The organism is Marinobacter persicus (assembly GCF_900114155.1).
Classification (GTDB): domain Bacteria; phylum Pseudomonadota; class Gammaproteobacteria; order Pseudomonadales; family Oleiphilaceae; genus Marinobacter; species Marinobacter persicus.
Genome location: NZ_FOSC01000004.1, coordinates 201,507 through 224,669, shown reverse-complemented (window position 1 = coordinate 224,669; position 23,163 = coordinate 201,507). Strand labels below are relative to the sequence as shown.

Sequence of the window (23,163 nt, the reverse complement as noted above, 5' to 3'; positions counted from 1 at the left end):
AATCATCTATGCCCGCGAGTACGGCAATGATACTCGCCAGTATTGGCGTTATATCCCTGTTCTGCCAATGGCTGGCCTGGCGCGTTCGCATGCCCGCCATCCTGTTTTTGTTGATCGGCGGTATTGTTGCCGGCCCGGTCACCGGCTTTTTGCAACCCGAGGCCGTATTCGACGACCTGCTGTTTCCGCTGATCTCCCTGGCGGTGGCCATCATCCTGTTCGAAGGCAGCCTGACCCTGCGCGCCGAAGAAATACGCAGTCACGGCAAGATGGTGCGCAACCTGATTCCGGTGGGCAGCATTGTCACCTGCACCATCGGTACCCTGGCCGCACGCTGGATTCTTGACGTCCCCTGGGAAGTGGCACTGCTGTTCGGTGCCATCTCGGTGGTCACCGGCCCGACGGTGATTGCGCCCCTGTTGCGGGCCGTGCGCCCGACGTCGTCCATAGCCAACATCCTGCGCTGGGAAGGCATTATTATTGACCCGGTGGGCGCCTTGCTGGCGGTTCTGGTGTTCGAAGGCATTGTCTCCTGGGGCCAGGGCAACGTGTTCGGCCATTCCGCCTGGATTTTTGGCAAGACCCTCATGGTTGGCTTTCTGATCGGCGCCGGTGCCGGCTACCTGAATGGCCTGGCCCTGCGCAAACACTGGCTGCCGCAATACCTGCACAATGCCGGCACCCTCACCTTCATGCTCGGCGTGTATGTGCTGTCGAATGAACTGGCACACGAGTCCGGCCTGCTGACGGTGACCGTGATGGGTATCTGGATGGCCAACATGAAACAGGTGCCGGTGGAAGACATTCTGGAATTCAAGGAATCCCTGAGCGTCCTGCTGATCTCGGCACTGTTCATTATCCTGGCCGCACGGGTGGATTTCGGTTCCATTGCCGAACTGGGCTGGGGTCTGGCGGCTGTACTGGCGGTGCTGATGTTGCTGGCCCGGCCCGTGAGCATTTTCCTGTCGGCAATCGGCACTTCACTGAACTGGCGGGAAAAAGTCTATCTCAGCTGGATTGCACCCCGGGGTATTGTCGCGGCCGCCGTTTCGGCGCTGTTTGCCTTCCAGCTGGAGCGCATCGGCTTTGAGGGGGCAGACGTTCTGGTGCCCATGGTGTTCATGCTGATCATCACCACCGTGACCCTGCAGAGCCTGACCGCCCGGCCCTTCGCCCGGCTGCTGAGCGTTCAGGAACCGCCAGCCCACGGCTTCCTGATCCTGGGTGCCAACCCGGTTGCCCGGCTGATTGCCGAGGCCCTGCAAAAGCATGATGTGCCGGTCATGCTGACCGACACCAACTGGGAAAACGTTCGTCAGGCACGCATGAAAAACATGCCGGTGTATTTCGGCAACCCGGTATCCGAGCACGCCGCCACCCACATGGATCTGACCGGTATCGGCAACGTACTGATTCTCTCGCCGTACAAGCAGCTCAATTCACTGGCCACCTATCACTTCCTGGACTGGTTTGGCGATGGCTCGGTGTTCAGCCTGTCGGAGGGGGACCAGGACCAGCGTGCGCGCCTGCAGACCGCCGGTAAAATCCAGCGCACCCGGGGCCTGTTCAGCGAAGCCAGCTACGCCAAACTGGCCAGTCTGGTGAGCCAGGGCTATACGGTAAAAACCACCCACCTGCGCGAGGAATTCGGCTACCAGCAGTTCCTGGATCAATACCAGAACCAGCCGCTGGTGCTGTTTGTCATGGACAGCCGCAAGCACATCCGGCCGGTACGCAGCATGGAGGAACTGGAGCCGGAAGAAGACTGGACCCTGATCAGCCTGGTGCCACCGCAGCCGAAGAAAGAACGGAAAGAACGCAAGGAGCGGGGGAATTAACGACAGTCCAGCACCAGCTTCCCGCGCACATGGCCGCCTTCAAGCAGTTCATGTGCGTCGGCCGCGTTCACCAGCGCAAACGCCTTCTCGATGTGTACCTTCACGTCGCCGTCTTCAATCAGTTCGGCAATCTCATCGAGATGGAAGCTGTCCGGGCGCACGGTCATGCCGTGGGCACGAAGACCCATGGCTTCGGCCTCACTGACAATATCATCGGCGGTGACGGTTGGCACCGTGACCAGCACCCCCGTTTCCGCCAGGGTATGCAGGGACCGCTTGCCGGCCTCACCCCCCACCAGGTCGAGCACCACGTCCAGGCCGTAGCATTCTTCGGCAATATCCGTGTCGTGATAATCGATGACCTCATGTACACCCAGTTCCGCCAGAAAATCCCGGTTTCCCGGTGACGCAGTGGCAATCACATGGGCACCACGCTCCAGGGCAAACTGCACGGCAAAATGCCCGACACCACCAGCGCCGGCCTGCACCAGAATTTTCTGTCCCGCTTCCAGCCGGGCCATTTCAAACAGGGCCTGCCAGGCGGTCAACGCCGCCAGCGGCACGGCGCCGGCGGTCACCAGATCCAGTTCTTCCGGCACCAGGGCCAGTTCGTCAGCGCGGCCTACGGCGTACTGGGCGTAGGCACCACCGGCTGCTGGAAAACCGATCATGCCCATCACCCGGTCGCCCGGCACCAGACTGGTGACCTCTTCACCCACGGCGACCACCTCGCCGGCGGCGTCATAGCCGGGCGTCCAGGGCAGTTGGTTCTCGATCTGGCGGGCGGCGAAACCCAGACCCTTGCGGGTTTTCCAGTCAATGGGATTGACCCCGGCACCGTGGACGCGGAACAGTACCTGATCCGGACCGGGTTGGGGCAGATCCGTTTCGACAACCTGCAGGACATCCCGCTCGCCGAACTGTTCATAGCGCACACAGCGCATCCGGGTCGATTCAGTGATCTGGCTCATGATTCATCTCCAAGGCCTGGAATGGCGTGAAATGGCAACCGGCCAATCCGGTCGTTGTGCAGCGATCCAAAGTATAGCGCACCGTCTTGCGGCGTCACCGAGGTGAGTGCCCGCAAACGGGTACCCCGGGTATCGTGCAGGCTGATCAGGGCCTGGCCGTCGGCATCGTAGGCCACAACCAGGCCGTAAGGCTCCGGCCATGGCCGCAACCACCGGGGCAACTTGGCCACCAGGTCTTTCAGCCAGGGCTGACCATGCAGGGCATCAACCTGCAGATGACGGGGCGCCAGAAACGCAACCCAGTGCCGGCCCTGCCGATCAATGCCCATATCGCCGGGGAAACCCGGCAGATTGTCGGCAAACACCTCGGCCTGGCCCTCGGCAGGCCCACGCAGACGGTATTTCAGGATGCGGTATTTCCAGGTTTCGGTCAGCAGCAGGTGACCACCATCCGGGGCGACCGTCACGCCGCCCGGAAAGTGCAGGTGATCCATCAAGACCTGCACACGGCCGTTGGCCGGATCATACCGCAGCAGGCGACCGTGGGGACGCATGTCCAGCAGGTCATAGACATAATTGTCCAGCGTATGGGTCGAGCTGGCATCGGTGAAATAAATACGGCCGTCCGGGGCCACATCCACCCCCGAGGTCAGCCGGAACAGGGTACCCCGGGCTTCCCGCGCCAGGACTGAAACCTCCCTCTCCGGGCTGATGGAGAGCAGACCCCGTCTGGCGTCGGCAACAATCAGGTTGCCGCTGGCGTCAAACGCCAGCCCCATGGGCCGGCCGCCGGTATTCACCCAGGTATGTGCCCGGCCCTCGGCATCCAGGCGTACAATGCGGCCATCGGCGGTACCGGAGTACACCGTGCCGTCGGCCGAAACCGCCACGTCTTTGGGTCCGCTCACCTGACCACGGGCCAGCAAATCGGCCAGTCGCAAACGTTCGTTGGCTGCCAGAATGCCGTTCATGGCTGGTGGTGCGGGTGCCTGCCAGGCTTTGCTGTCCACCGGTGAGGGTGTCAGCAAAAAACTGCCCAGCAGAAGAAAGACTGCCAGCAAGCCAATGAGCAACCATTTCATCATGTGCGCGTGACCTGTTGATGCATCGGAGGGTACACAGACCCCCGGCCGGAGAGGTTCACCTTAGCAGATATCGTCCCGCGACTGACAATCCATCGCCGCTTCGCTCATCGTTCCAGGAAACGACGGCACAACGCCGCGAAGGTATCCGGCTTTTCCGCATGCAGCCAGTGGCCGGTGCCCTCGATAATACGCAGCTCGGCAGCAGGGAACAGGGTGTTGATGGTCTGTTGGTGCTGCTTTTGAATGTAAGGCGAATCCCCGCCCTTGATAAACAAAACCGGCCCTTCAAACGGGCCGTCACCCTCCGGTGCGGCCGCGATGTTGGCGTAACAGGCATCAATCACCGGCAGGTTCAGCCGCCAGCGAAACGTCGGCCCACCGCCGGATTGTTCATCCGCCGGCACCCGCTCCATGTTTTTCAGCAAAAACTGCCGAACGCCCGGCGTGTCCACATACTCCGCCAGTTGCCTGTCCGCATCCCTCCGGCTTTTGACCCGTGCGAAATCAAGCGCATTCAGACCATCGAGAATCTCATCGTGGCGCGGCTCATACCCCACCGGTGCAATGTCCGCCGCAATCACAGACCGCACCCGCTGCGGATAACTCAACGCCACCTGCATGGCCACCTTGCCACCCATGGAGTGGCCCAGAATGCTGGCCTGGCTCAGCCCCCTGGCATCCATGTAAGCCACCACATCGGCCGCCATGGCCGGATAACTCATCTCCTCCGTATGAGGCGAGCTACCGTGGTTGCGCAAGTCCAGCGCATGAATCTGCCAGCGGTCCTCCAGGCGCCGGGCGATACCACCCAGGTTGTCCAGCGAGCCGAACAGCCCGTGCAAAACAATCAGCGGCTCGCCTTCACCACTGATGCGATAGTTGAGCTCGACACTCATGGGTAGAAACCTCCCCTCGTACACAGAAACCGCTACACTACCACCGCCAGAGCCGGTGGCAAGGGCTATCATTACGGTGGTTTTGCGCCCGGGACAGCGATGGGGTACAAAGAATGGGCGCTATTTTCCAGGGGGCGGATGAATAACCCATGAGCGGGGACTTTTCTTTTATTGCGGTTATGGTGGCCGGGTTGTACCTGGCCGCACTGGCATGCATTTACCGGATTCTTCTGACCTACCGCACGGCCCAGGGAGCCATTGCCTGGATCATCGCCCTGATTGGCCTGCCCTACGTGGCCGTGCCCCTGTTCCTGATGATTGGTCGCTACCGCTTTGGTGGCTACGTTACCGCCCGGCGCATGGGCCAGAAAAACCTGACCGGCCTGCTTGATGAATTCGAGCAGCAAACCACCTCCATGCCCCGCCAGGGAGAGCCACACTTCGACAACGAACTGCAGGTGCTGTGCAAGCTCGGCCGGCAACCGTTCACCAGCGGCAACCGAAGCACCCTGCTGAAAGACGGCGAAGCCACCTTCCAGGCCCTGTTCGACGCCATGGAAGACGCCCGCGAGTACATCCTGCTGGAATTCTACATCGTCCGTTCCGACCGGGTGGGCCAGCGAATCAAGGCCATTCTGGAGCGCAAGCTGGCCCAGGGCGTGCAGGTCTGGCTGCTGTACGACGACATTGGCAGCGCCTTTCTGGCCAAACGCTGGTTGCGGGAACTGTCCGCCGCCGGCGCCCGCATTGCCTCGTTCGGTCGCGGTAACCTGCGCACCCGGCGATTCCAGATCAACTTCCGCAATCACCGGAAGCTGCTGGTCTGTGATGGCCAGGTGGGCTTTGTCGGCGGCATCAATCTGGGCGATGAATACCTGGGCACGGCCATGGACCAGGAGCCCTGGCGCGACAGCCATTGCCGGATCGAGGGCCCGGCGGTTACCGGTCTGCAACTGGCCTGGCTGGAAGACTGGAACTGGGCCAGCGGCGAGCGCCCCGAGCTCAACTGGCAGCCGATGAGCCATCCGCCGGGGGACGAGGAAGTGCTGATTCTACCCACTGGTCCGGCCGATACCTGGGAAACCTGCAGCCTGTTCTTCCTCAACTGCATCAACAACGCCCGGGACAGGATCTGGCTGACGTCGCCCTACTTCGTACCCGATTTCCAGGTAATCAATGCGCTGCAACTGGCGGCTCTGAGGGGGGTGGACGTGCGCGTGCTGATTCCGGAGAAAGCGGACAGCGCACTGGTCAGCCTGGCAGCCTATTCCTACCTGGTGCAGGCCTGCCAGGCCGGCATCGGCATTTACCGCTACCAGCCGGGTTTCATGCACCAGAAGGTGGTGCTGGTGGACGATCGCTACGCGGCCATTGGCACCGCCAATCTGGATAACCGCTCCATGCGGCTGAATTTCGAGATCACCGCCATCAACACCCACCCCCATTTTATTGCCGAGGTGGACAAGATGCTCTCCGACGATTTCCAGCAATGCCGGCTGCTGACGCCCGCCGATTACCAGGACCGCTCCCTCGCCTTCCGCCTGGCCTGCCGCGCAGTGCGGTTGCTGGCGCCACTGCTATGAGATAGCAATGATTTAGGGTACAGGCGGGTAGGCCTTTCCAAAACTGTCTGCAGCCATGGATGGCTGCAGTCAAGCCCTACAGGGACGTACTTGCGTGGCGTGTTTTGGAAAGGCCTACCCGCCTGTGCCCGGGAACATTACTCGTAGAACAACTGACTGAACGAAAACCCGATATTCAGGTAAGCCGTCCAGTCATCCTCGTTGTTGTAGGAGCCGGACAGCTGCACCGGCCCCAGAAACGTGTCCACGCCGGCAAACAGGCTGTAGGAACGCACCATGTCGGACCAGCGGGCATCGTCCATGGTCTCCCAGGCATTGCCGGTTTCAAAGCCAACACCGGCGAACCAGGGCACCACCGGGCCGCCGAATTCACGGCGGGCATAAACCGAGAACAAGGCCGCGTCATTGCCGGTGATCTGCCCCGGCGCGTACGCCGACAACCGCCGGAAGCCGCCCAATCGGGCCAGGTTCTCCAGCCCCGGCTCACCCCGGGTGATGGTCCGGCCCCAGGCCAGGCCCGTCAGGTTAAAGCGTTTCCAGCTGCCCGTGCCCAGCGCCATCACCCGCAACGCGTCGAAATTGCGATCCGAGCCCAGCCCCGGGCGCTCCATTCTGCCCCGGATGCCCGCGAAGGCACCGGATTTGGGATAAAACGCATCGCTCAGGGAATCGTGCACCAGCTGCAGCGACAGATACCCCTGATGCACGTCATCGGTGGGAGCCACCGGCGCGCCAAGATTATCCTCAACCGTTGCAATACCCCGCACCCAGCCGGCCCGCACCTCGGCGTTACCTCCCAGTTCCATGCCCAGCGCCAGATCAAACTGACGGGAGGTCACATCCACCTCGGCAATGCGCTGACCGTTGTCATAAATGCTGTAATCATCACGATTGTATTCCAGCCCCACCACTGCAAACTGGTCGTAGCCGTAACCCAGCGGCTGATACCACTGGCTGCGCAACCAGGGCTGGGTGCCCAACTGCACGCCCGTTTGCCATTCCGCCCCCAGCCGGTTGAGTTCGGTCATGCGCAGGCCGGCAGCCAGGTTAAAGCGGGTGTCGCCGTCAAAGTTGTCTTCGTAATTCAGGCCAAACGACAGATAGTTCGGCCCCCAGCTTTTCTCACGGGCCCGGATCACTAGCACCGGGCCATCATCACCGGGCTTGAGGGACCAGGTCACGCTCTCGTAGTACCCCAGGCCATAGATTCGCTTCAGGTCCGCCTCCAGCTGCGGCACATCCAGCGGCTGACCAATTTGCTGACGAATCCGCTGGCGCAGGAAATCACTGGCAAGGCGATCCCCCTGGCGGAAATCGATCCGTGCGATGACGCCGGGGGCTGACGGCTCCTGTTCGAGCTGTCCCCGTACCGCCTGCCAGTCACGCTCACTGACTTGCAGTCGGTTAAGGGCGACCGCGTGCTCTCGGGCGGCGGAGGCCCCCAGTTCAAACAGTGCCGGACCATCGTAGAAATCGGCCGATCCGTAGCCTTCCAGGTCCGGGCGAATCAGGATGTCGTTATCCCTCAGACGGGCCAGCTGGTGCTCGGTGTTGCGGCGGGTGAGCAAGGTGGTGAGCTGACCGATGACCGAGAACGCCTCGCGCATGTCTTCACTGCTCAACAGCGGATCGGTGATATCGACGGCAATCACCACGTCGGCACCCATGTCCCGGGCCACACTGACCGGCAGGTTATTGGCGATACCACCGTCAACCAGCAGCCTCCCATGCCGCTCCACCGGCGCATAAACGCCCGGAATGCTCATGCTGGCACGGATGGCTTCGGCCAGGTTGCCCTGACCAATCACCACCTCAACCCCGGTCTCGAGATCGGTGGCAACTGCCCGGAACGGGATGGTCAGATCGTCGAAGTCTTCCACCAGTGCCGCATTGCGGGTCAGCTCATTGAGGATAAACCCCAGGTTCTGGCCCGCCACCAGGCCTCCCCCCAAGTGGAAACCCTCGGTACTGACGCCCAGTCCGGGCACCAGCGGCAGGCGCCAGTCGTTCTGCTTTCGGCGCACAGGTTTGTACACACGACCCGGGTCGTCACGAAAGCTGGCCAGCCAGTCCAGTTCCAGAAAGCGTTTTTCAATTTCATCCACCGGCATGCCAGAGGCATACAGGGCAGCCACCGCCGACCCCGCGCTGGTGCCCACCACCAGATCAACCGGCACGCGTATTTCTTCCAGCACCCGCAGCACGCCCACATGAGCCATGCCCTTGGCGCCACCACCGCTGAGCACCAGCCCCACGGTCGGGCGCTCGTTGGTGTCGGCGTTGGCTGAACCCGCTATCAGCAGGCTTGCCAGCATCGTGAGAATGAAAAAACCGCTCCACCGGGAGCGGTTTCGGCATGGAAGTGCAGAACGATCAGTCTTTGTGCGTGTCATCATCGGCCAGGGACAGGTGAGAAACATCCGGAACCACGGGCGGGGGCAGGTCCCGCTCAACCCCAAGATCCGTACCGGGAGGCGCCAGGCTCCATTCATCCAGGTGTTCGAACATGGGCGCCTGTTCCTCGGGCACCTCGACCAGTCTGACGCCGGCGGGGTCGAGGCTCAGGGCCGAGCCGGCCAGAATGTCATCCACCTTTTCACCGGCAACCGGCAGGCGGTCACCCGGCTCGGTTTTTGGCCCCGCTTTCGGGTCTGGCTGTGGCGCCGCGGGTTTGTCAGCGGTGGCTTGCCGCGAAGAGGACTCCGGTGCTTTGCTGGCGGCCTGCGGTTGCTCGGGCCGCTCTGGCGCCGAGGGTTTGGCCTCAGTACCGGGCATGGGTTGCACGTAGGCCACCATGCCGTGCTTGGCCAGAACCGTACGGTATTTTTCCGCCTGCACCTGCTCGAGTTTGTTGCGAATGACCACCGGCTGACCACTGAACATCCGGTCCAGTTGCTCGACACTGGCCTTGAACAGTGTTTTGGCGTTGTTGCGGGCTGTTTGCAGGTCGGTACCCTCGACACACTCGCCCTTGAACACAAGCTGGAACATGGCTACTTCCCGTTCTTCATCCTGAATGAGTCTGTTTCCATGATAGCCCAAATCAAGCGCCGGATCCGAGGCAAAAAACACTTGAAAATATGAAGTAAGCTGCGACACTCTCTGCCATAATAATGACAGATTGGTTACACAACGTTACAGGGAGCGTAACGAACCCAGGCAGGATCTCGTATGCGCATCCAGACTTTCATCCCGGCTCCTTTGCTCGCCATGGGCCTCTCCCTCTTCGGGCTGCCAGCCCAGGCGGAAAATCTCGACCTGCTGATGAGCGACGTATTCCCCCAGGACCTGGCCGCCTACATTGGTCACGAGAGCGTGGAGCGCCAGGACATCCCCGAAGCCTCACCGGTGGAACGCAAATACCTGATCGTCGATTTCCGCTTTACCGACCAGATGCCAGCCGGCGACCAGCTTCAGGCCAGCGTTCATAAAGCCTGCAAGGCCCTGCTGGAGAACCGGGAACTGATCCGCTCGCTGTCCGATTCCGGCTACGACATGGTATCTGTCGCCTTTGATCGCCGCTCCCAGTTCGACTGCCTCTGACGGCCCGCTTACTTCTGCCCGAGGAGATTCGGGAAGGCTTCCAGCGCCGAGTTCACCGCATCCAGGTTGAACGCCTCCACATCCGCCAACAGTTTTTCGCCGTAACGGATCGCGGAGGACGACCGGTACCGCTTGCCCCACTCCATCACCCGCAGGGCGAAATCCTTCATCTGTTCCGGGTCACCGCTTTCACGCACGTCCTGCCATTCGTTGCCAAAATCCTGCGCCAGTTTTTCCCGCAGCCAGCTTCGCTCACGCAGGCTCATGGTCTGGGCCAGCAGGCGGTCCGACTCTTTCGGTTCACCTTCTTCCTCGGCCTGCTCCACCGTGGCCTCAACCCGTGGCAGGATAACGGTGAACGTTGAGCCTTTGTTCTGCTCACTTTCCACGGTCAGCTTGCCACCCATCATTTCCACCAGCTTGCGGCTGATGGCCAGGCCAAGGCCGGTACCACCGTAGCGTCGGGAGCTCTGGCCCTCCTGCTGTTCGAAGGCATCGAAAATGCGCTCCTGCTGGTCCGGGGCAATGCCAACACCGGTGTCGGTCACGGTGATCACCAACCGGTAATGGCGGGTTTCCCCGGATTCCCTGCCAGAATGCTCCAGCTCCTCGGCGCTGGCACGAACCGTGACTTCACCCTCGTGGGTGAACTTGATGGCGTTGCCCACCAGGTTGAACAGCACCTGGCGCAGACGGGTCTCGTCCAGAATCATCGCATCCGGCATCCCGGACACCACGCTGACTTCCAGGGAAATGCCCTGCTCGGTGGCCCGCAAATCGAAAATATGACGCACATCGCTGAGCAACCGGCGAATCGATACCGGGGTAAAATCCAGGCGCATCTTGCCGGCTTCAATACGGGACAGGTCCAGGATGTCGTTGATCAGCATCAGCAGACTACGGCTGCCGGCCCGGATGGCGTTCAGGTAGTTACGCTGCTGAGGGTCTTTGACGCTGTTGTACAGCAGGTCGCTGTAGCCAATCACCGCATTCATGGGCGTGCGGATCTCATGGGACATGTTGGCCAGGAACTCACTTTTCGAGCGGCTGGCGGCCTCCGCCTGGCGCGCCAGGCGTTCCGCTTCCAGCTTGGCGGCGCGCAGCTCGTCCTCACTGCGGCGCAAGGCGTTCTCCGAGCGGATGCGCTCATCCACTTCCAGCGACAGCTTGCGGTTCCAGTACAGGAACATCAGCACCACCACGATGGCAATCAGCACGATCCGGCGCACAACCGTGTAGTCGGTGCGCTGTTCAATGTCCAGATCAATCCAGCGGTTGTAGACCTCCTCGGTTTCCGAGTCCGGCAGGTTATTGAGCGCCTTGTTCAGCAACCGGTGCAGTTCCGGGCTGGATTTGCGCACGGCCAGGCGCAGGTCGTATTCGTAAGGGGTCACACTGGTGATGCGCAGGTTCGACAGCCCCAGCCGGGCCACCGTGTAACTGACCGCCGGGATATGGGTCACCATGACGTCCAGATCACCGTTGGACAGCGCCAGCAGGCCCTCCTCCACGGTACTCTGGGGGTAAAGATCGATCTCGGGATGATTGATCAACAGGTAATCGTGACTGGCCTGGCGGTTCACCACGCCCACCCGCTCATCGCGCACCTCGCGCAAGTCCCCGATGAAGCGGCCGGTGTCCCGGGTCGCCAGGGCAATGGGTACGGTGACATAGGCCCGGGTGAACAGGAATTCCTGTTCGGTGCGCGGGGTGCGCGACATGCCCGGAATAATGTCCACTTCGCCGGATTTCAACAGGTCTTCCGCCGAGGAGCGGGAATCGACCTGCACCCGCTGGAACCGGAAGTCCATGTCTTCTTCCACCCGGTTTATAAGGTCCACCACCAGCCCCGCGGCCCGGCCATCCTGTTCAAACTCGAACGGCGGCCAGTCCCGGCGCAGGCCCACTTTCAGTTCCGGATGCTCTTCCAGCCATTGTTCATCCGACACTGCCAGCGCCGGCTCGGTGCTTTCGATGGTGGGCACGTCGCCCTGTAGCCAGGATTGCTGCAGGGCCCGGCGGTCTTCCTCGGTCAGCTCGGCAACCGCCTGATTCAAGGTCTCGAACAGGGCGTCTCGCTCCGGCGCTACCTGCAGCACCACCTCGACCGGTTGATCGTCCAGCCTCAGGGCAAGGCCAATGTCGTTCATTGAGGCAGAGGCCAGGTAATCGGTGACCACCGGAATCGGCCCGATAAAAGCATCCGCCTGACCGGACTGCAAACGGTCAACCGCCTCGCTGACGCTAGCCACGGGAACCGGCGTGAAGCTGTCGACCCGCTCCAACAGAGGGAACTGGTTAGGGTCACTTGTGATGATCGCAATCCGGCGGGACTCCAGCTCCTTCAGGCCACGTACCGTGGCATCACCGGCGGGCACGAACACGCCATAGGTCAGGGTCATCAGGGCCCGGGTGTGGCGCATGCCCGCAGTGACCGGCTGGCCGGGCAGGCGGGTGGTCAGCAACACTTCCGCACGGGCCGGCTCTTCCGCCACATAGGGTTCAACCGGTGCCGGCAGGGCCACCGCCAACCGCTGCAGGTAATCCACCCAGAGCCCCGTCAGCCGGCCGTCACCGGTATCGAAAACCAGGGGCACCTGCGGATGGGGAAGCCCCACGCGAATGCTGTCCTGTTCCGCCGGCATCATCGCACCAGCCTGCCCGGACGCATCGGTTTCTGCGCTCTGGGCAAGCACCTGCCCTTGAAAAACCAATAAAAACAGGCAATACAGTATGTGGGGACGGAAAGGCACTGGATATCCTCGGCGGGTTTACTACAGTTTCAGCAAACAATACCTGCTCGTTGAAAAAATTTCATTGAGTGACAAGCCACAGGAGGCTTTTATATGGACACCAGCAAACACACCCTGACCACTCTGTTCGAGCAACTGGGCCTGGCGTCGGACAAGGACAGTATTGAGGAGTTTGTGAGCCGGCATTCACCGCTGCCACGGGAAATCGCCCTGCAGGACGCGCCTTTCTGGTCAGAGAGCCAGTCCCACTTTCTGGAAGAAGGCCTGGAGGAAGACAGCGACTGGGCCGAGCTGATCGACGAACTTGACGCCATGCTCCGCCACTGAGTGTTAAACACTCTGGGTTCGGTTACGCCCCGCGTCCTTGGCCTGATACAGGGCGCGGTCGGCGCGATCAAAAACCGTTTCCACCGAATCATTGGCCCGGAACTCGGTGAGCCCCGCTGAAAAGGTAATGTTCACCGGCTCTCCGCCAAAGTGGAACGGCAGGACCGCCACCCGGTTACGCAATGTGTCGATCACCTCTTCCGCAGTTTCCACGCCGGTTTCCGGTAACAGCAGCACAAACTCCTCGCCACCATAGCGGGCAATGAAGTCCGTTTCCCGCAAGCGCGAGCGCAACTCCCTCGAGACCAGTTGCAACACCCGGTCTCCGGCCTTATGGCCGTAGGAATCGTTCACTTTTTTGAACAGATCAATATCAATCACCGCCACCGACAGTGGCTGCTGGTAACGCTGCCAGCGATTGAATTCAAACAGCAATCGTTCCTGCCAGGCTTCCCGGTTGGGCAACTGGGTGAGCAGGTCGGTCATGGCGCGCTGGCGTTCCTCACGCACCTGTTGCTGCATTTGTTCTGAATGAGCTTCCATGGCCGCCACTTTTTCCTGCATGGCTTCGAGCTGCCCGGCCAGCAGATCTTCCCGCTCCTGCTCACGCTGACGAAAGCGCTCCATGGTATTGCCGATAAATTCCAGCCGCTGGCTGATCGACTGCTTGAGCGAGCCCAGATCCTGGCTGCGGGCGATGTCTTCGCCCACCCGGTCCAGTTCGTCACGGATCTCCCGGTTCAGGGTTTCCGTATCCCCCTGACGCGACTCGTGCATACGGCTCTGCTCGGAGAAGTGCTGGCGCAGGGTCTCCAGGCGCTCGTCCAGGCGCTTAAGAAACGCCTCGAATTCGCGCTGGCTGCGGGTAACCGCTTCAATGACCAGATCGGCCACCTGATCCAGCCTTTTCGCAGCACGGTCCAGTCGTTGCTGCCCAGCAGCATTTTTTGCAGCCCCCGGGCCCGGGCCTCCACCTGCGACTCCAGTGATACCTGCTGAAGCATCTGTCCCAGTAACTGACCAACACGCCGGGCGATACGCAGTTGTTGTGTGCGGTCCGCCAGCTCCAGCTCCTCCTCGGCCGGGGCCTCTTTTGCCAGCTCCGGCGCGGCGACTGACGGCGCTGCCCGCCGGGCCCGTTCGTGGCTTTCATCAAGCAGAGTGATCTGCCGGTCTATTTCGTCCTGCAGCTCGCGCCAGCTCTCGACGTCGAGCTTTTTCTGACGCAGATCCTCCCGCACCCGGCCCAGCAGCCCATCCAGCTCGTCGGACTGCCCCTCGGAAGCAAGACTGGTGCGCACCAGCATACGCTCCAGCAGGTGGCGCTCGGTTTGCCACTGTTTTTCTTTGTGTTCGGACTCTTCCAGTTCCCGGAAGTACTTGTCCTTCCAGGATTCGTCCGATGCCATGCAGCACTCCGTCAGTGACCGTTCGGGTCTTTTGTTTTCGGGTAATCTTGTGATTTGCGCTTCTCTATAGTGCCAGATCGGCGCCTTGCTCTGGGGTGACTCCGGTCATAAACCCGGGCGAGATGCTGAAAATCAAGGTGAGTATAGACCTGTGTGGTGGCGATGTCTGCGTGACCAAGTAATTCCTGCACCGCCCGCAAATCGCCACTGGATTCGAGCATGTGGCTGGCGAAGGAATGCCGAAGCAAGTGTGGATGAAGGCGCTGATCGGCCCCGGCGCGCACACCCCAGCGAGCCAGCCGGGCCTGAATGCTGCGTCGGCTCAGGCGTGTGCCACGTTGGCTGACAAAAACCGCCTCCTCATGCTCATCGGCGTAGCCTGGGCGTACCGCCAACCAGCGTTTGAGCGCAGCCGTTGCCTTGCCGCCGACCGGCAGAAGCCGTTCCTTGCTGCCCTTGCCCTGCACCCGCAACTCGCCGCTGGCAAAATCCAGAGCGGGCATATCCAGCGAGGCCAGCTCCGCCAGCCGCAGCCCGGAGGAGTACATCAGCTCGAACATGGCCAGGTCCCGCAGTTCCAGCGGATCGTCAGCGGGGGTATCCAGCAACTGTTGAAGCTGATCGACATCGGCCACCTTGGGCAGGCGCCGTCCGCTTTTCGGGGCACGGACATCCAGCGCCGGGTTATCGCGGGCCAGCCCTTCACGCAGCAGATATTGGTAGAAACGGCGAATGGCCGACAGGTGGCGGGCAATACTCTGGCCGCCGAGGCCTTCGCGGCTGAGTTGCGCCACGTAATGGCGAATGTGGTGAAAATCCACCGCCGACCAGTCATTCACCCGCCCGACCAGCCAGTGCGCCAGACGCTGAAGGTCGCGCTGGTAATTGTCGCAGGTACGGGGCGAATGCCGGGTTTCGGAGGCCAGATGACGAATAAACGCGGCCAGCGGTGCGGCCAGGGGCTCCGGCAATTCCGCCGGCAGCGCGGAGGCAGTCACACCCGGCCGGTCTCCGTGGCCAGGTCCGCCACCGGAGCCGCGGCGTCGTGTTGCCTGAGCATGGGCGGCAACAACCGGCTCAGGGTGTCGCTGATGTAGCCGAGAAACAGCGAGCCCATATTCTGGTCAAAGTATCCCGGCTGGCAGCTGCCCACCGCGAACACACCCACCAGGCCCTGATGGCGCAGAGGCATCAGGGCTACGGAGGCGATGGGTTCGTCCCGGTCCGGGAACAGGAAACTGCGCTCGTGTTCATTAAAGTGGCCACACACGGCACGATCCCCTTCCAGCAGGGTGCCCAGGCGGCGTTGTGCCTCGCTTCTGTCGACCAGGTGCAGGGCGCCCTGGCCCCGGCTGGCCGAGGTACCCTGGGCGTTATCGGTGAACAGGAGCACCGAGGCAGCATCCAGACCGAAATCGCCACGCATGCTGTCATCCACGGCGGCCGCCATGTCGTTGATGGTTTTCGCCTCGATCACCTGCAGCAACAGGCGCTTGCTCTTCTCGAACAGACGGTCGTTGTGACGGGCGATGGACACCAGCTCGACCATTTCCCGGCGCAGGGCATCGCGCTGTTCACGGAACAGGTGTACCTGCCGTTCCACCAGCGAGATGGCCTGGCCACTGTCGTGGGGCAGGGTCAGGCTGCGGAGCAGGTCATCCTGGCCGACAAAAAAATCCGGATGCGCGCGCAGATACTCGGCAACCTGCTCATGGTTCAGTTCATCGACCTTCTTCTGGGCCGTTTGTTCTGTCATTCGGTGATCTCCCGGTTGTCAGGACCGTCTGGGTGTTCTCCGGCGGCGGGAATTGCCTTCACCGGGCAAACGTAACTGCCCCTCAAACACCGTGGTTGCAGGGCCTTCCATCATAACAGGGGCCCCATCGCCCTGCCATTCAATAACCAGGCGACCGCCGCGCAGCTCCACTTCCACCCGGCTGTCCAGCAAGCCACGCAGGCAACCGGCCACCACGGCGGCACAGGCACCACTGCCACAGGCCAGGGTTTCACCAGAGCCCCGCTCGTACACCCGCAAGCGGGCATGGCCCCGGTCAATGATCTGCAAAAAGCCGATATTGGCCCGGGAAGGAAAACGCGGATGCTTTTCCAGGGCGGGTCCCAAGGTGGCGACCGGAGCGGTGTCGACATCATCCACCAGTAAAACACCGTGGGGATTGCCCATGGAAACAGCCGACAGTTCGACGACCTCGTTGCCCACATCCACGGTGTACACATCCTTGCGGCAATCGGCGGCAAACGGAATGGCCGGCGGGTTCAGCTCCGGAATGCCCATGTTCACGCGAACCAGGCCGTCTTTGCCCACTTTCAGTTCGATCACGCCCTTGGCGGTCTGTACCCGGATCACCCGCTTGTTGGTCAGGCGCTGATCACGGACAAAGCGGGCGAAGCAGCGGGCACCGTTGCCACATTGTTCCACCTCCGAACCATCGGCGTTGAAAATTCGGTAACGGAAGTCCACGTCCGGCAGCCCCGGCGGCTCGACCACCAGCAACTGGTCAAAGCCGATGCCGAAATTGCGGTCCGCCAGTTCACGAATCATGTCCGGGCGCAGGCGAAATGGCTGGCTGATGGCGTCCACCACCATGAAATCGTTACCCAGGCCATGCATCTTGGTGAACCGGAGCATTGGCCCCTGGTTGCGTCTGTGTTGGCTCATGCTCGCCTCCCCATTCATTCCGGCAGGCAACTTTCCGGCCCCAACTGATCTTCCAGGGTCTCGCGGCGGCGTACCACGTATACCTGGTCACCATCCACCATCAGCTCCGGGGGGCGGTTACGGGTGTTGTAGTTGGAGGCCATAACAAAACCATAGGCACCGGCCGAGCGCACGGCCAGCAGGTCACCGGCCTGCAGGCGCAGTTTTCGGTCCTTGCCCAGGAAATCGCCGGTTTCACAGATCGGACCGACCAGGTCCCAGTTTTTCTCCTCGCCATCCTGATGCGGTTTAACCGGGATAATCGCCTGCCAGGCGCTGTAGAGCGCGGGGCGGATCAAATCGTTCATGGCCGCATCGATGATGGCAAAGTTGCGATGCTCCGTGCACTTCAGGAACTCCACCCGGGTGACCAGAATACCGGCGTTGGCGGCAATGGAGCGCCCCGGCTCGAGAATCAGTTCCAGCTTGCGTTCACCCAGCCGCTCAAGCAGTGCGGTAGCGTATTGCTCCGGCTGCGGAGGCTGCTCATTGTCATAAGTCACGCCCAGGCCACCGCCCATGTCCAGGTGGCGAATGTGGATTCCCTGCTCCGCCAGCCCGTCAATCAGCGCCAGCACCCGGTCCAGGGCATCCAAAAACGGCGACACCGAGGTCAGCTGGGAGCCGATGTGGCAGTCCACACCGTGAATGTCCAGGTTTGGCATGGCGGCGGCCCGGGCATAGACAGCCGGTGCCTCGGCAATATCGATACCGAACTTGTTTTCTTTCAGGCCGGTGGAAATGTAGGGGTGGGTGCCGGCGTCCACATCCGGGTTCACCCTCAGGGATACCGGGGCTTTCACGCCCAGTTCGCCGGCCACCTTGTTCAGGCGGTCCAGCTCGGTGTCTGATTCCACGTTGAAGCAGCGCACGCCCACCTCCAACGCCCGCTTCATTTCCCATTCCTGCTTGCCAACACCGGAAAACACGACTTTGCCCGCGTCGCCGCCGGCGCGCAGCACCCGCTCCAGCTCGCCGGCGGAAACGATGTCGAAGCCGGCACCCAGGCGGGCCAAGACGTTCAGCACCGCCAGATTACTGTTGGCCTTGACGGCGTAGCACACCAGGTGCGGATGTTCGCCCAGGGCTTTGTCGTAAGCGCGGTAATGGCGCTCCAGCGTGGCCCGGGAATACACATAGGCCGGTGTACCGAAACGCTCGGCAATGCGGCTGACGGGCACATCTTCGGCGAACAGCTCGCCATCACGATAATTGAAGTGGTCCATGATAATCCTGAAAACTGGAGTGGCAGGGCCGGCAGGCTCAGCGCGACTCTTGTGACGGCTGTGAATCGTCAGCAGAGTCAGTGGCTTGCTCGGCGGCGGTGCCGGCGTCCCGGTACAGCGGGCCTTTCTGGCCACAACCGGCCAGCATCACCGCAAGAACCATCCCCAGCGCCAAGGCGGCCAGAGAGAACGGGCGAATTTTGTCTGAAACCTGCATACCCTACCCCTGAATGACTGTTGGCGGCAGTATAACCGACAGCCGGCCCGGTCGGCTAACGGTTCAGAGCCCGCTCCAGCACGTTCAGGTACTGCAGATACTGGCAGGTCTGGATGTCTCGCTGATAGTGCTGCGGCTCCAGGTCATGGGGCAGGTGCAGATCGGTCAGGTAAATAGGGTAGGGTTCATTGCTTCGGCGCAACGAACGGATGTAATGGGCAACAGCGGGAATCAGCTGCTCACCGTATTCCTCGGCGGTAAATTCCCGGTCCTGGCAGAAGACGTCAAAACTGAGGGAACCATCGCCCTGACGCACGCCAACGGCCTGGACCTCGAAACCCGGCAGAGCGACACGACTTTGCTGATCGGGGCGCGGCACCGCCTGCCAGTCTCCGCCACGCCGTTCCAGCTCGTAGCAGCGCAGCTCACCGGTCGGGCCACCCATGTCGAGCTGCCGCAACATCCGCCGCTCCTGCAGGTTGTCAAGGAAACGCAACAGGGGGCCAAGCAGATGGCTGCGCCTCTGGGCGCGCATGGTACGGCTCCAGATACTGCCACACTCGTCCACCACCCACAGCCTGCCAATGCCGGCCCGAAGCGACCAGAACACTTGCAGGTTGTCCGGTTCGGAGGCTTCACACACTGCCCGCAGTTCGGGCTCGTCCCGCAGGGCGTGCCGGTCCGGCACCAACGGCAGGTAATGTTCCTGTGGCTGCTGCAGGGCCTGCATCAGTGCCTGTCGACTGTTGAGCGCAACAAATCCCGGCTCCGGGCCATTGAATTGCAGCAGGAAATAACGGCGATCCATTTCAATCAGATAACGCACCGGTGCCGGCCCCAGGCCACCGGAAAAGAACTGGCGCAAGACGTCGCCAAAGAGTTCCTGCAAACGCCGGGCAATGGCGGCGCCATGGCCCCGGGTCGGGGCGAACACCTGGATTTCCGGCAACGCCGAGGGGCTGGCGGCCACCTGTGCCAGCACGTTCTTCAGGCACTGGATCAGAGTGTCGCCGGCGGCGTAGTGCTGGACACTGAGCTCCTGCCAGCTGTTCAGGGCGATCTGGTCAATGGTGGACACCAGGTTGTCGTGGCCGCCACTGAAACCAAGCGAGTCGTTGCGGGCCGACAGCTTGTGCAGCCCACGCTCGGAAAGATGTGCCTGGGGATCGGTGGCCACATTCACCAACAGCAGGTTTTTCACCGGCCGCACCTCGCGCGTCAGGGCCTGGCGCGAGGCAGGCACCAGAGGCATGGGCAGGAATGCCTGCAGAACATCCAGTATTTCCCGGACTTCGGTGACCGTGGCCACGCTGGAACCGGCACGGACATTCAGGCGGGTGGCACGATTCAAAAGCCCGTTGCAATAACACCACACCAGCAGCTCGGCCAGGTTGCCCGAACGGCGAATGACCGGCTTCCAGAAGGCGTCGGAAGGGTCTTCCAGATCCCTGAACAACAGCCAGCCCTCGCCCTCGCGGCCCTGTTCGGACTGGTGATGGAACGAGAGGTTTTCTTCGGCCAGGGAGGGCACCAGGCCGGGGTTGATGAACTCCACCTTGCCGGCCTTGCGCTGGAAAGCGGCGTACAGTTTCCGGCCCAGCAGGTTGATATCGTGCGGGCTGATGGCGGCGTCGGTACCCTGCTCCCGGGCCATCCGCGACAGCAGTCGATAACTGTGGGTCAGCTCACTGACAATAGTGCGACGCAGGCCAATGACCTCTTCGGCCCGCCAGCCCTGGCGGTCGTCCAGGGACTTCAGCCGCTCCTCGTCCCACTGCCATTCAGCCACCAGCCGGCGCAGCATGTCGATCCGCCACTGATCGCCCACCATGCCGGCCCGGCTCAGCGGCAGGCCGGTTTTCAGGTACAGGCTGCGGCGCACCAGCTCCAGACGGCCCTCCGCCTGCTGGTTCCGCAGCCAGTCCTCCAGCCGCCGGTAAAGCATGATGTAGGGGTCGAGCTCGTCCACATCCAGGAGCCCCTGATGCACTGACTGCTTGAACCTGGCCGACAACAACTGTGGCGCCCGGTCGGTGGCGTAACATTCGATCAACAGTAGCTTGAGGATGGCTTTCCAGGGCGCATCAATACCCTTGTACAGTTGCCAGATGCCAGCGCCGGGGAATTCCTCGGAGGGAATCGAGGGTACCGGCCCAAAATCAATGTACTCATCCGGCCGGATAAAACGGCAGTCCACCAGGCGTTGGCGGATGTCATCGTAGTCACCTTCACTGTCCACCGGCACCAGCCACCACATCGGGTACTGGCCGGCCAGGTGAATACTGGTGCGATAGAATTCATCCAGTAGCAGATAGTGCTGGGCGCTGCCACAGTTCTCGCCGGTCACTTCCACCTGTTGCCGGCCAGCGCGCCAGTCGGCGGCGGAGAAGACAAACACATGCAGCTCCACGCCAAGGCTGGCCGCCCACTCCGACAGCTTGTCGGCTTTGCGTTCCAGGCTGCGGACGCCCTGCTCGGACAGATCCGCCCGGTGGCAAAGCCAGACGTCCAGATCACTGGCCACCGAATGGCCCAGGGTGCCGGGGCTGCCCATCAGAAACAGACTGTCGATGTCCGGCTGGCGCAGGCCCTTGTCGCGGAAGCAGAAACTGCGGGCAACCCGACGGGCCGCGTTAATGGTGCTGCGGGAGGGGGTATAGCCACAGATGCCTTCCGGACACAGGCCGTTCAGGTAACCAGGCAGAGACGGGTGGTTCAGGTGAAAGACCAGAGGCAGCACTTCCAGCACCACCTGCTGGCGCCAGGTCAGCGCGGAACAGGCCCGCTCCCAGCGCTGACGGTTGACCAGCAAAAACCGGTCACGCAAGCGCTTGAGCGTCTTGCGGTCAATGCCTTCCTCGAAGTCGAGGACAATGGGCAGGGCCTGAACCGTCAAAAGACCTCCCTGGTCGTTACGTGCGGGCAGCGCGGGCACGCTGAACGGCCGCGCGCACCTGCTCGGGTGCCGTGCCGCCGGTATGATTGCGAGCCTGTACCGAACCTTCCAGGGTCAGCACATCAAACACGTCCTCGGTGATGAAATCGGAGAACTGCTGCAGCTCTTCCAGGGTCATGTCCGACAGGTCGCGGCCTTCGGCGACACCAAAGGCGACTGACTTGCCAACGATTTCATGGGCATCGCGGAAGGGCACGCCCTTCTTCACCAGGTAATCCGCCAAATCGGTGGCGGTGGAGAAGCCGCTCTTGGCCGCCACGCGCATGTTGTCGGCCTTGGAACGAATGGCCGGGATCATGTCCGCGTAGGCCTTCAGGCACCCCTTCACCGTGTCCACGGTATCGAACAGCGGCTCCTTGTCCTCCTGGTTGTCCTTGTTGTAGGCCAGCGGCTGGCTCTTCATCAGGGTCAGCAGGCTGATCAGGTGACCGTTCACCCGGCCGGTCTTGCCGCGCACCAATTCCGGCACGTCCGGATTTTTCTTCTGGGGCATGATGGAGGAACCGGTGCAGAAGCGATCCGGCAGATCGATGAAATCAAACTGGGCCGAGGTCCACAGCACCAGCTCTTCGCTGAAGCGGGACAGGTGGGTCATCAGCAATGCCGCGAAGCTGCAGAACTCGATGGCAAAATCCCGGTCACTGACCGAATCCAGCGAGTTTTCCGTTGGGCGATCAAAGCCCAGCAGCTCGGCGGTCAGGTTACGATCAATCGGATAGGTGGTACCGGCCAGGGCGGCGGCGCCCAGGGGCATGATGTTGACCCGCTTGCGGCAGTCCTGCAGGCGCTGGCCATCGCGTACCAGCATTTCGTACCAGGCCAGCAGGTGATGGCCGAAGGTGACTGGCTGTGCGGTCTGCAAGTGGGTGAAGCCCGGCATGATGGTGTCGGCTTCGCGCTCGGCCAGATCCAACAGGCCATTCTGCAGGCGCGTGAGTTCTTCGGTAATCACATCAATTTCGTCACGCAGGTACAGACGGATGTCGGTGGCCACCTGGTCGTTGCGGCTGCGCCCGGTGTGCAGTTTCTTACCGGTAATGCCGATGCGCTCGGTCAGGGCTGCCTCGATGTTCATGTGCACATCTTCCAGGCTGACCGACCAGTTGAAACGCCCGGCCTCGATGTCCGCCTTGACGCCGTTCAGCCCTTCGATAATCTGGTCCCGCTCATCGTCGGTCAGCACGCCGACTTTCGCCAGCATCGTCGCATGGGCGATGGAGCCGGTAATATCGTGGTGGTACAAACGCTGGTCAAAACCAACGGACGCGGTGAAGCGTTCGACAAACGCATCGGTGGGCTCGCTGAAACGGCCGCCCCAGGGTTTTTCGGAGGATGTGGCCTGGTCAGAGTTTTTCTGATCCGTCATAACTTTAGTCCTATAGTAACATGTAACTTTTACTTAAGCGCCTGTTTTTACGTGGAATTGTAAAAGTGACACTTTTTGCTATTTTTCGGGTAATTTTGTCCTCATTGTAACGCTTCAAGATTCTGGAATCGCGCTAAATATCGTAGGACGACTGGGGGTTGCCAAACAAATCTTGGGTGGTGGCTGTTCGAACTCGGCATGGGGAAAATTTTCCTAAAGCCTAAAATCGTTCGTAAAGGTCGCAAAGGGAACATTCAAACATATTGGAGCAGAATCA

Annotated in this window: 18 protein-coding genes and 1 pseudogene; 4 read left to right on the top strand and 15 right to left on the bottom strand. The window is 61.6% G+C overall.

What is annotated here, in order from left to right; all coding sequences use genetic code 11:
• Positions 1 to 8 precede the first annotated feature (8 nt).
• The gene (locus BMZ63_RS06035; protein WP_091703025.1) at positions 9 to 1,838 is read left to right on the top strand and encodes a cation:proton antiporter; all 1,830 of its coding nucleotides are present in this window, start codon (positions 9 to 11) and stop codon (positions 1,836 to 1,838) included.
• Here the strand turns inward: BMZ63_RS06035 and BMZ63_RS06030 are convergent.
• The 3 genes from BMZ63_RS06030 to BMZ63_RS06020 form a co-directional block, all read right to left on the bottom strand.
• Entirely contained in the window at positions 1,835 to 2,809 is a 975-nt protein-coding gene (locus BMZ63_RS06030; RefSeq protein WP_091703022.1) for an NADP-dependent oxidoreductase, read from the bottom strand. The two genes, BMZ63_RS06035 and BMZ63_RS06030, sit on opposite strands and share 4 nt — an antisense overlap.
• The gene (locus BMZ63_RS06025; RefSeq protein WP_091703205.1) at positions 2,806 to 3,891 is read right to left on the bottom strand and encodes an SMP-30/gluconolactonase/LRE family protein; all 1,086 of its coding nucleotides are present in this window, start codon (positions 3,889 to 3,891) and stop codon (positions 2,806 to 2,808) included. The genes BMZ63_RS06030 and BMZ63_RS06025 overlap by 4 nt, the downstream gene beginning before the upstream one ends.
• Positions 3,892 to 3,998: 107 nt before the next feature.
• Positions 3,999 to 4,790, bottom strand: a complete 792-nt coding sequence (locus tag BMZ63_RS06020) for an alpha/beta fold hydrolase (protein ID WP_091703020.1) — start codon at positions 4,788 to 4,790, stop codon at positions 3,999 to 4,001.
• A 149-nt stretch (positions 4,791 to 4,939) separates the two neighbouring features.
• On the opposite strand from BMZ63_RS06020, the gene cls reads away from it, so the two are divergent.
• Positions 4,940 to 6,373, top strand: coding sequence for a cardiolipin synthase (gene cls / locus BMZ63_RS06015; protein WP_091703017.1), 1,434 nt, complete (start codon positions 4,940 to 4,942; stop codon positions 6,371 to 6,373).
• A gap of 137 nt (positions 6,374 to 6,510) precedes the next feature.
• On the opposite strand, the gene BMZ63_RS06010 is transcribed toward cls, so the two are convergent.
• Complete coding sequence (locus BMZ63_RS06010; protein ID WP_091703014.1) at positions 6,511 to 8,688, bottom strand: patatin-like phospholipase family protein; 2,178 nt, start codon at positions 8,686 to 8,688, stop codon at positions 6,511 to 6,513.
• Between the two features lie 58 nt (positions 8,689 to 8,746).
• On the bottom strand, positions 8,747 to 9,364 hold the full coding sequence (locus tag BMZ63_RS06005; protein WP_091703202.1) for a hypothetical protein: 618 nt from the start codon (positions 9,362 to 9,364) through the stop codon (positions 8,747 to 8,749).
• 180 nt (positions 9,365 to 9,544) lie between these two features.
• Here BMZ63_RS06005 and BMZ63_RS06000 point away from each other — a divergent pair, with 180 nt between their 5' ends.
• Entirely contained in the window at positions 9,545 to 9,916 is a 372-nt protein-coding gene (locus BMZ63_RS06000) for a hypothetical protein (protein WP_227663445.1), read from the top strand.
• An 8-nt stretch (positions 9,917 to 9,924) separates the two neighbouring features.
• On the opposite strand, the gene BMZ63_RS05995 is transcribed toward BMZ63_RS06000, so the two are convergent.
• Positions 9,925 to 12,564: an ATP-binding protein gene (locus BMZ63_RS05995; protein WP_091703011.1), complete on the bottom strand. Its 2,640-nt coding sequence runs from the start codon at positions 12,562 to 12,564 to the stop codon at positions 9,925 to 9,927.
• Positions 12,565 to 12,762: 198 nt separating this feature from the next.
• On the opposite strand from BMZ63_RS05995, the gene BMZ63_RS05990 reads away from it, so the two are divergent.
• Positions 12,763 to 12,996, top strand: coding sequence for a DUF2789 domain-containing protein (locus BMZ63_RS05990; RefSeq protein ID WP_091703009.1), 234 nt, complete (start codon positions 12,763 to 12,765; stop codon positions 12,994 to 12,996).
• A gap of 3 nt (positions 12,997 to 12,999) precedes the next feature.
• Here the strand turns inward: BMZ63_RS05990 and BMZ63_RS15255 are convergent, their stop codons facing one another.
• The 9 genes and pseudogenes from BMZ63_RS15255 to argH form a co-directional block, all read right to left on the bottom strand.
• Positions 13,000 to 13,890 carry a GGDEF domain-containing protein gene (locus tag BMZ63_RS15255; protein ID WP_342351334.1) on the bottom strand — a complete coding sequence of 297 codons (891 nt, stop codon included), beginning with the start codon at positions 13,888 to 13,890 and terminating at the stop codon, positions 13,000 to 13,002.
• Positions 13,891 to 14,264: 374 nt separating this feature from the next.
• Positions 14,265 to 14,405 (bottom strand): annotated as a pseudogene (locus tag BMZ63_RS15250) (GGDEF domain-containing protein); the annotation flags it as partial.
• 11 nt (positions 14,406 to 14,416) lie between these two features.
• Entirely contained in the window at positions 14,417 to 15,403 is a 987-nt protein-coding gene (xerC, locus tag BMZ63_RS05980; RefSeq protein WP_091703006.1) for a tyrosine recombinase XerC, read from the bottom strand.
• Complete coding sequence (locus BMZ63_RS05975; RefSeq protein WP_091703004.1) at positions 15,400 to 16,161, bottom strand: DUF484 family protein; 762 nt, start codon at positions 16,159 to 16,161, stop codon at positions 15,400 to 15,402. Before BMZ63_RS05975 ends, xerC begins: the two co-directional genes overlap by 4 nt.
• Before the next feature lie 18 nt (positions 16,162 to 16,179).
• Entirely contained in the window at positions 16,180 to 17,082 is a 903-nt protein-coding gene (gene dapF, locus BMZ63_RS05970; protein ID WP_091703197.1) for a diaminopimelate epimerase, read from the bottom strand.
• A gap of 14 nt (positions 17,083 to 17,096) precedes the next feature.
• Positions 17,097 to 18,347 carry a diaminopimelate decarboxylase gene (gene lysA, locus BMZ63_RS05965; protein WP_091703001.1) on the bottom strand — a complete coding sequence of 417 codons (1,251 nt, stop codon included), beginning with the start codon at positions 18,345 to 18,347 and terminating at the stop codon, positions 17,097 to 17,099.
• Positions 18,348 to 18,384: 37 nt separating this feature from the next.
• Positions 18,385 to 18,564 carry an LPS translocon maturation chaperone LptM gene (gene lptM, locus BMZ63_RS05960; protein ID WP_091702998.1) on the bottom strand — a complete coding sequence of 60 codons (180 nt, stop codon included), beginning with the start codon at positions 18,562 to 18,564 and terminating at the stop codon, positions 18,385 to 18,387.
• A 55-nt stretch (positions 18,565 to 18,619) separates the two neighbouring features.
• Positions 18,620 to 21,499 (bottom strand): class I adenylate cyclase, encoded by a 2,880-nt coding sequence (locus BMZ63_RS05955; RefSeq protein WP_227663448.1) that lies wholly within the window; start codon positions 21,497 to 21,499, stop codon positions 18,620 to 18,622.
• Complete coding sequence (gene argH / locus BMZ63_RS05950) at positions 21,477 to 22,886, bottom strand: argininosuccinate lyase (RefSeq protein WP_091702990.1); 1,410 nt, start codon at positions 22,884 to 22,886, stop codon at positions 21,477 to 21,479. The genes BMZ63_RS05955 and argH overlap by 23 nt, the downstream gene beginning before the upstream one ends.
• Between the last annotated feature and the right edge of the window lie 277 nt (positions 22,887 to 23,163).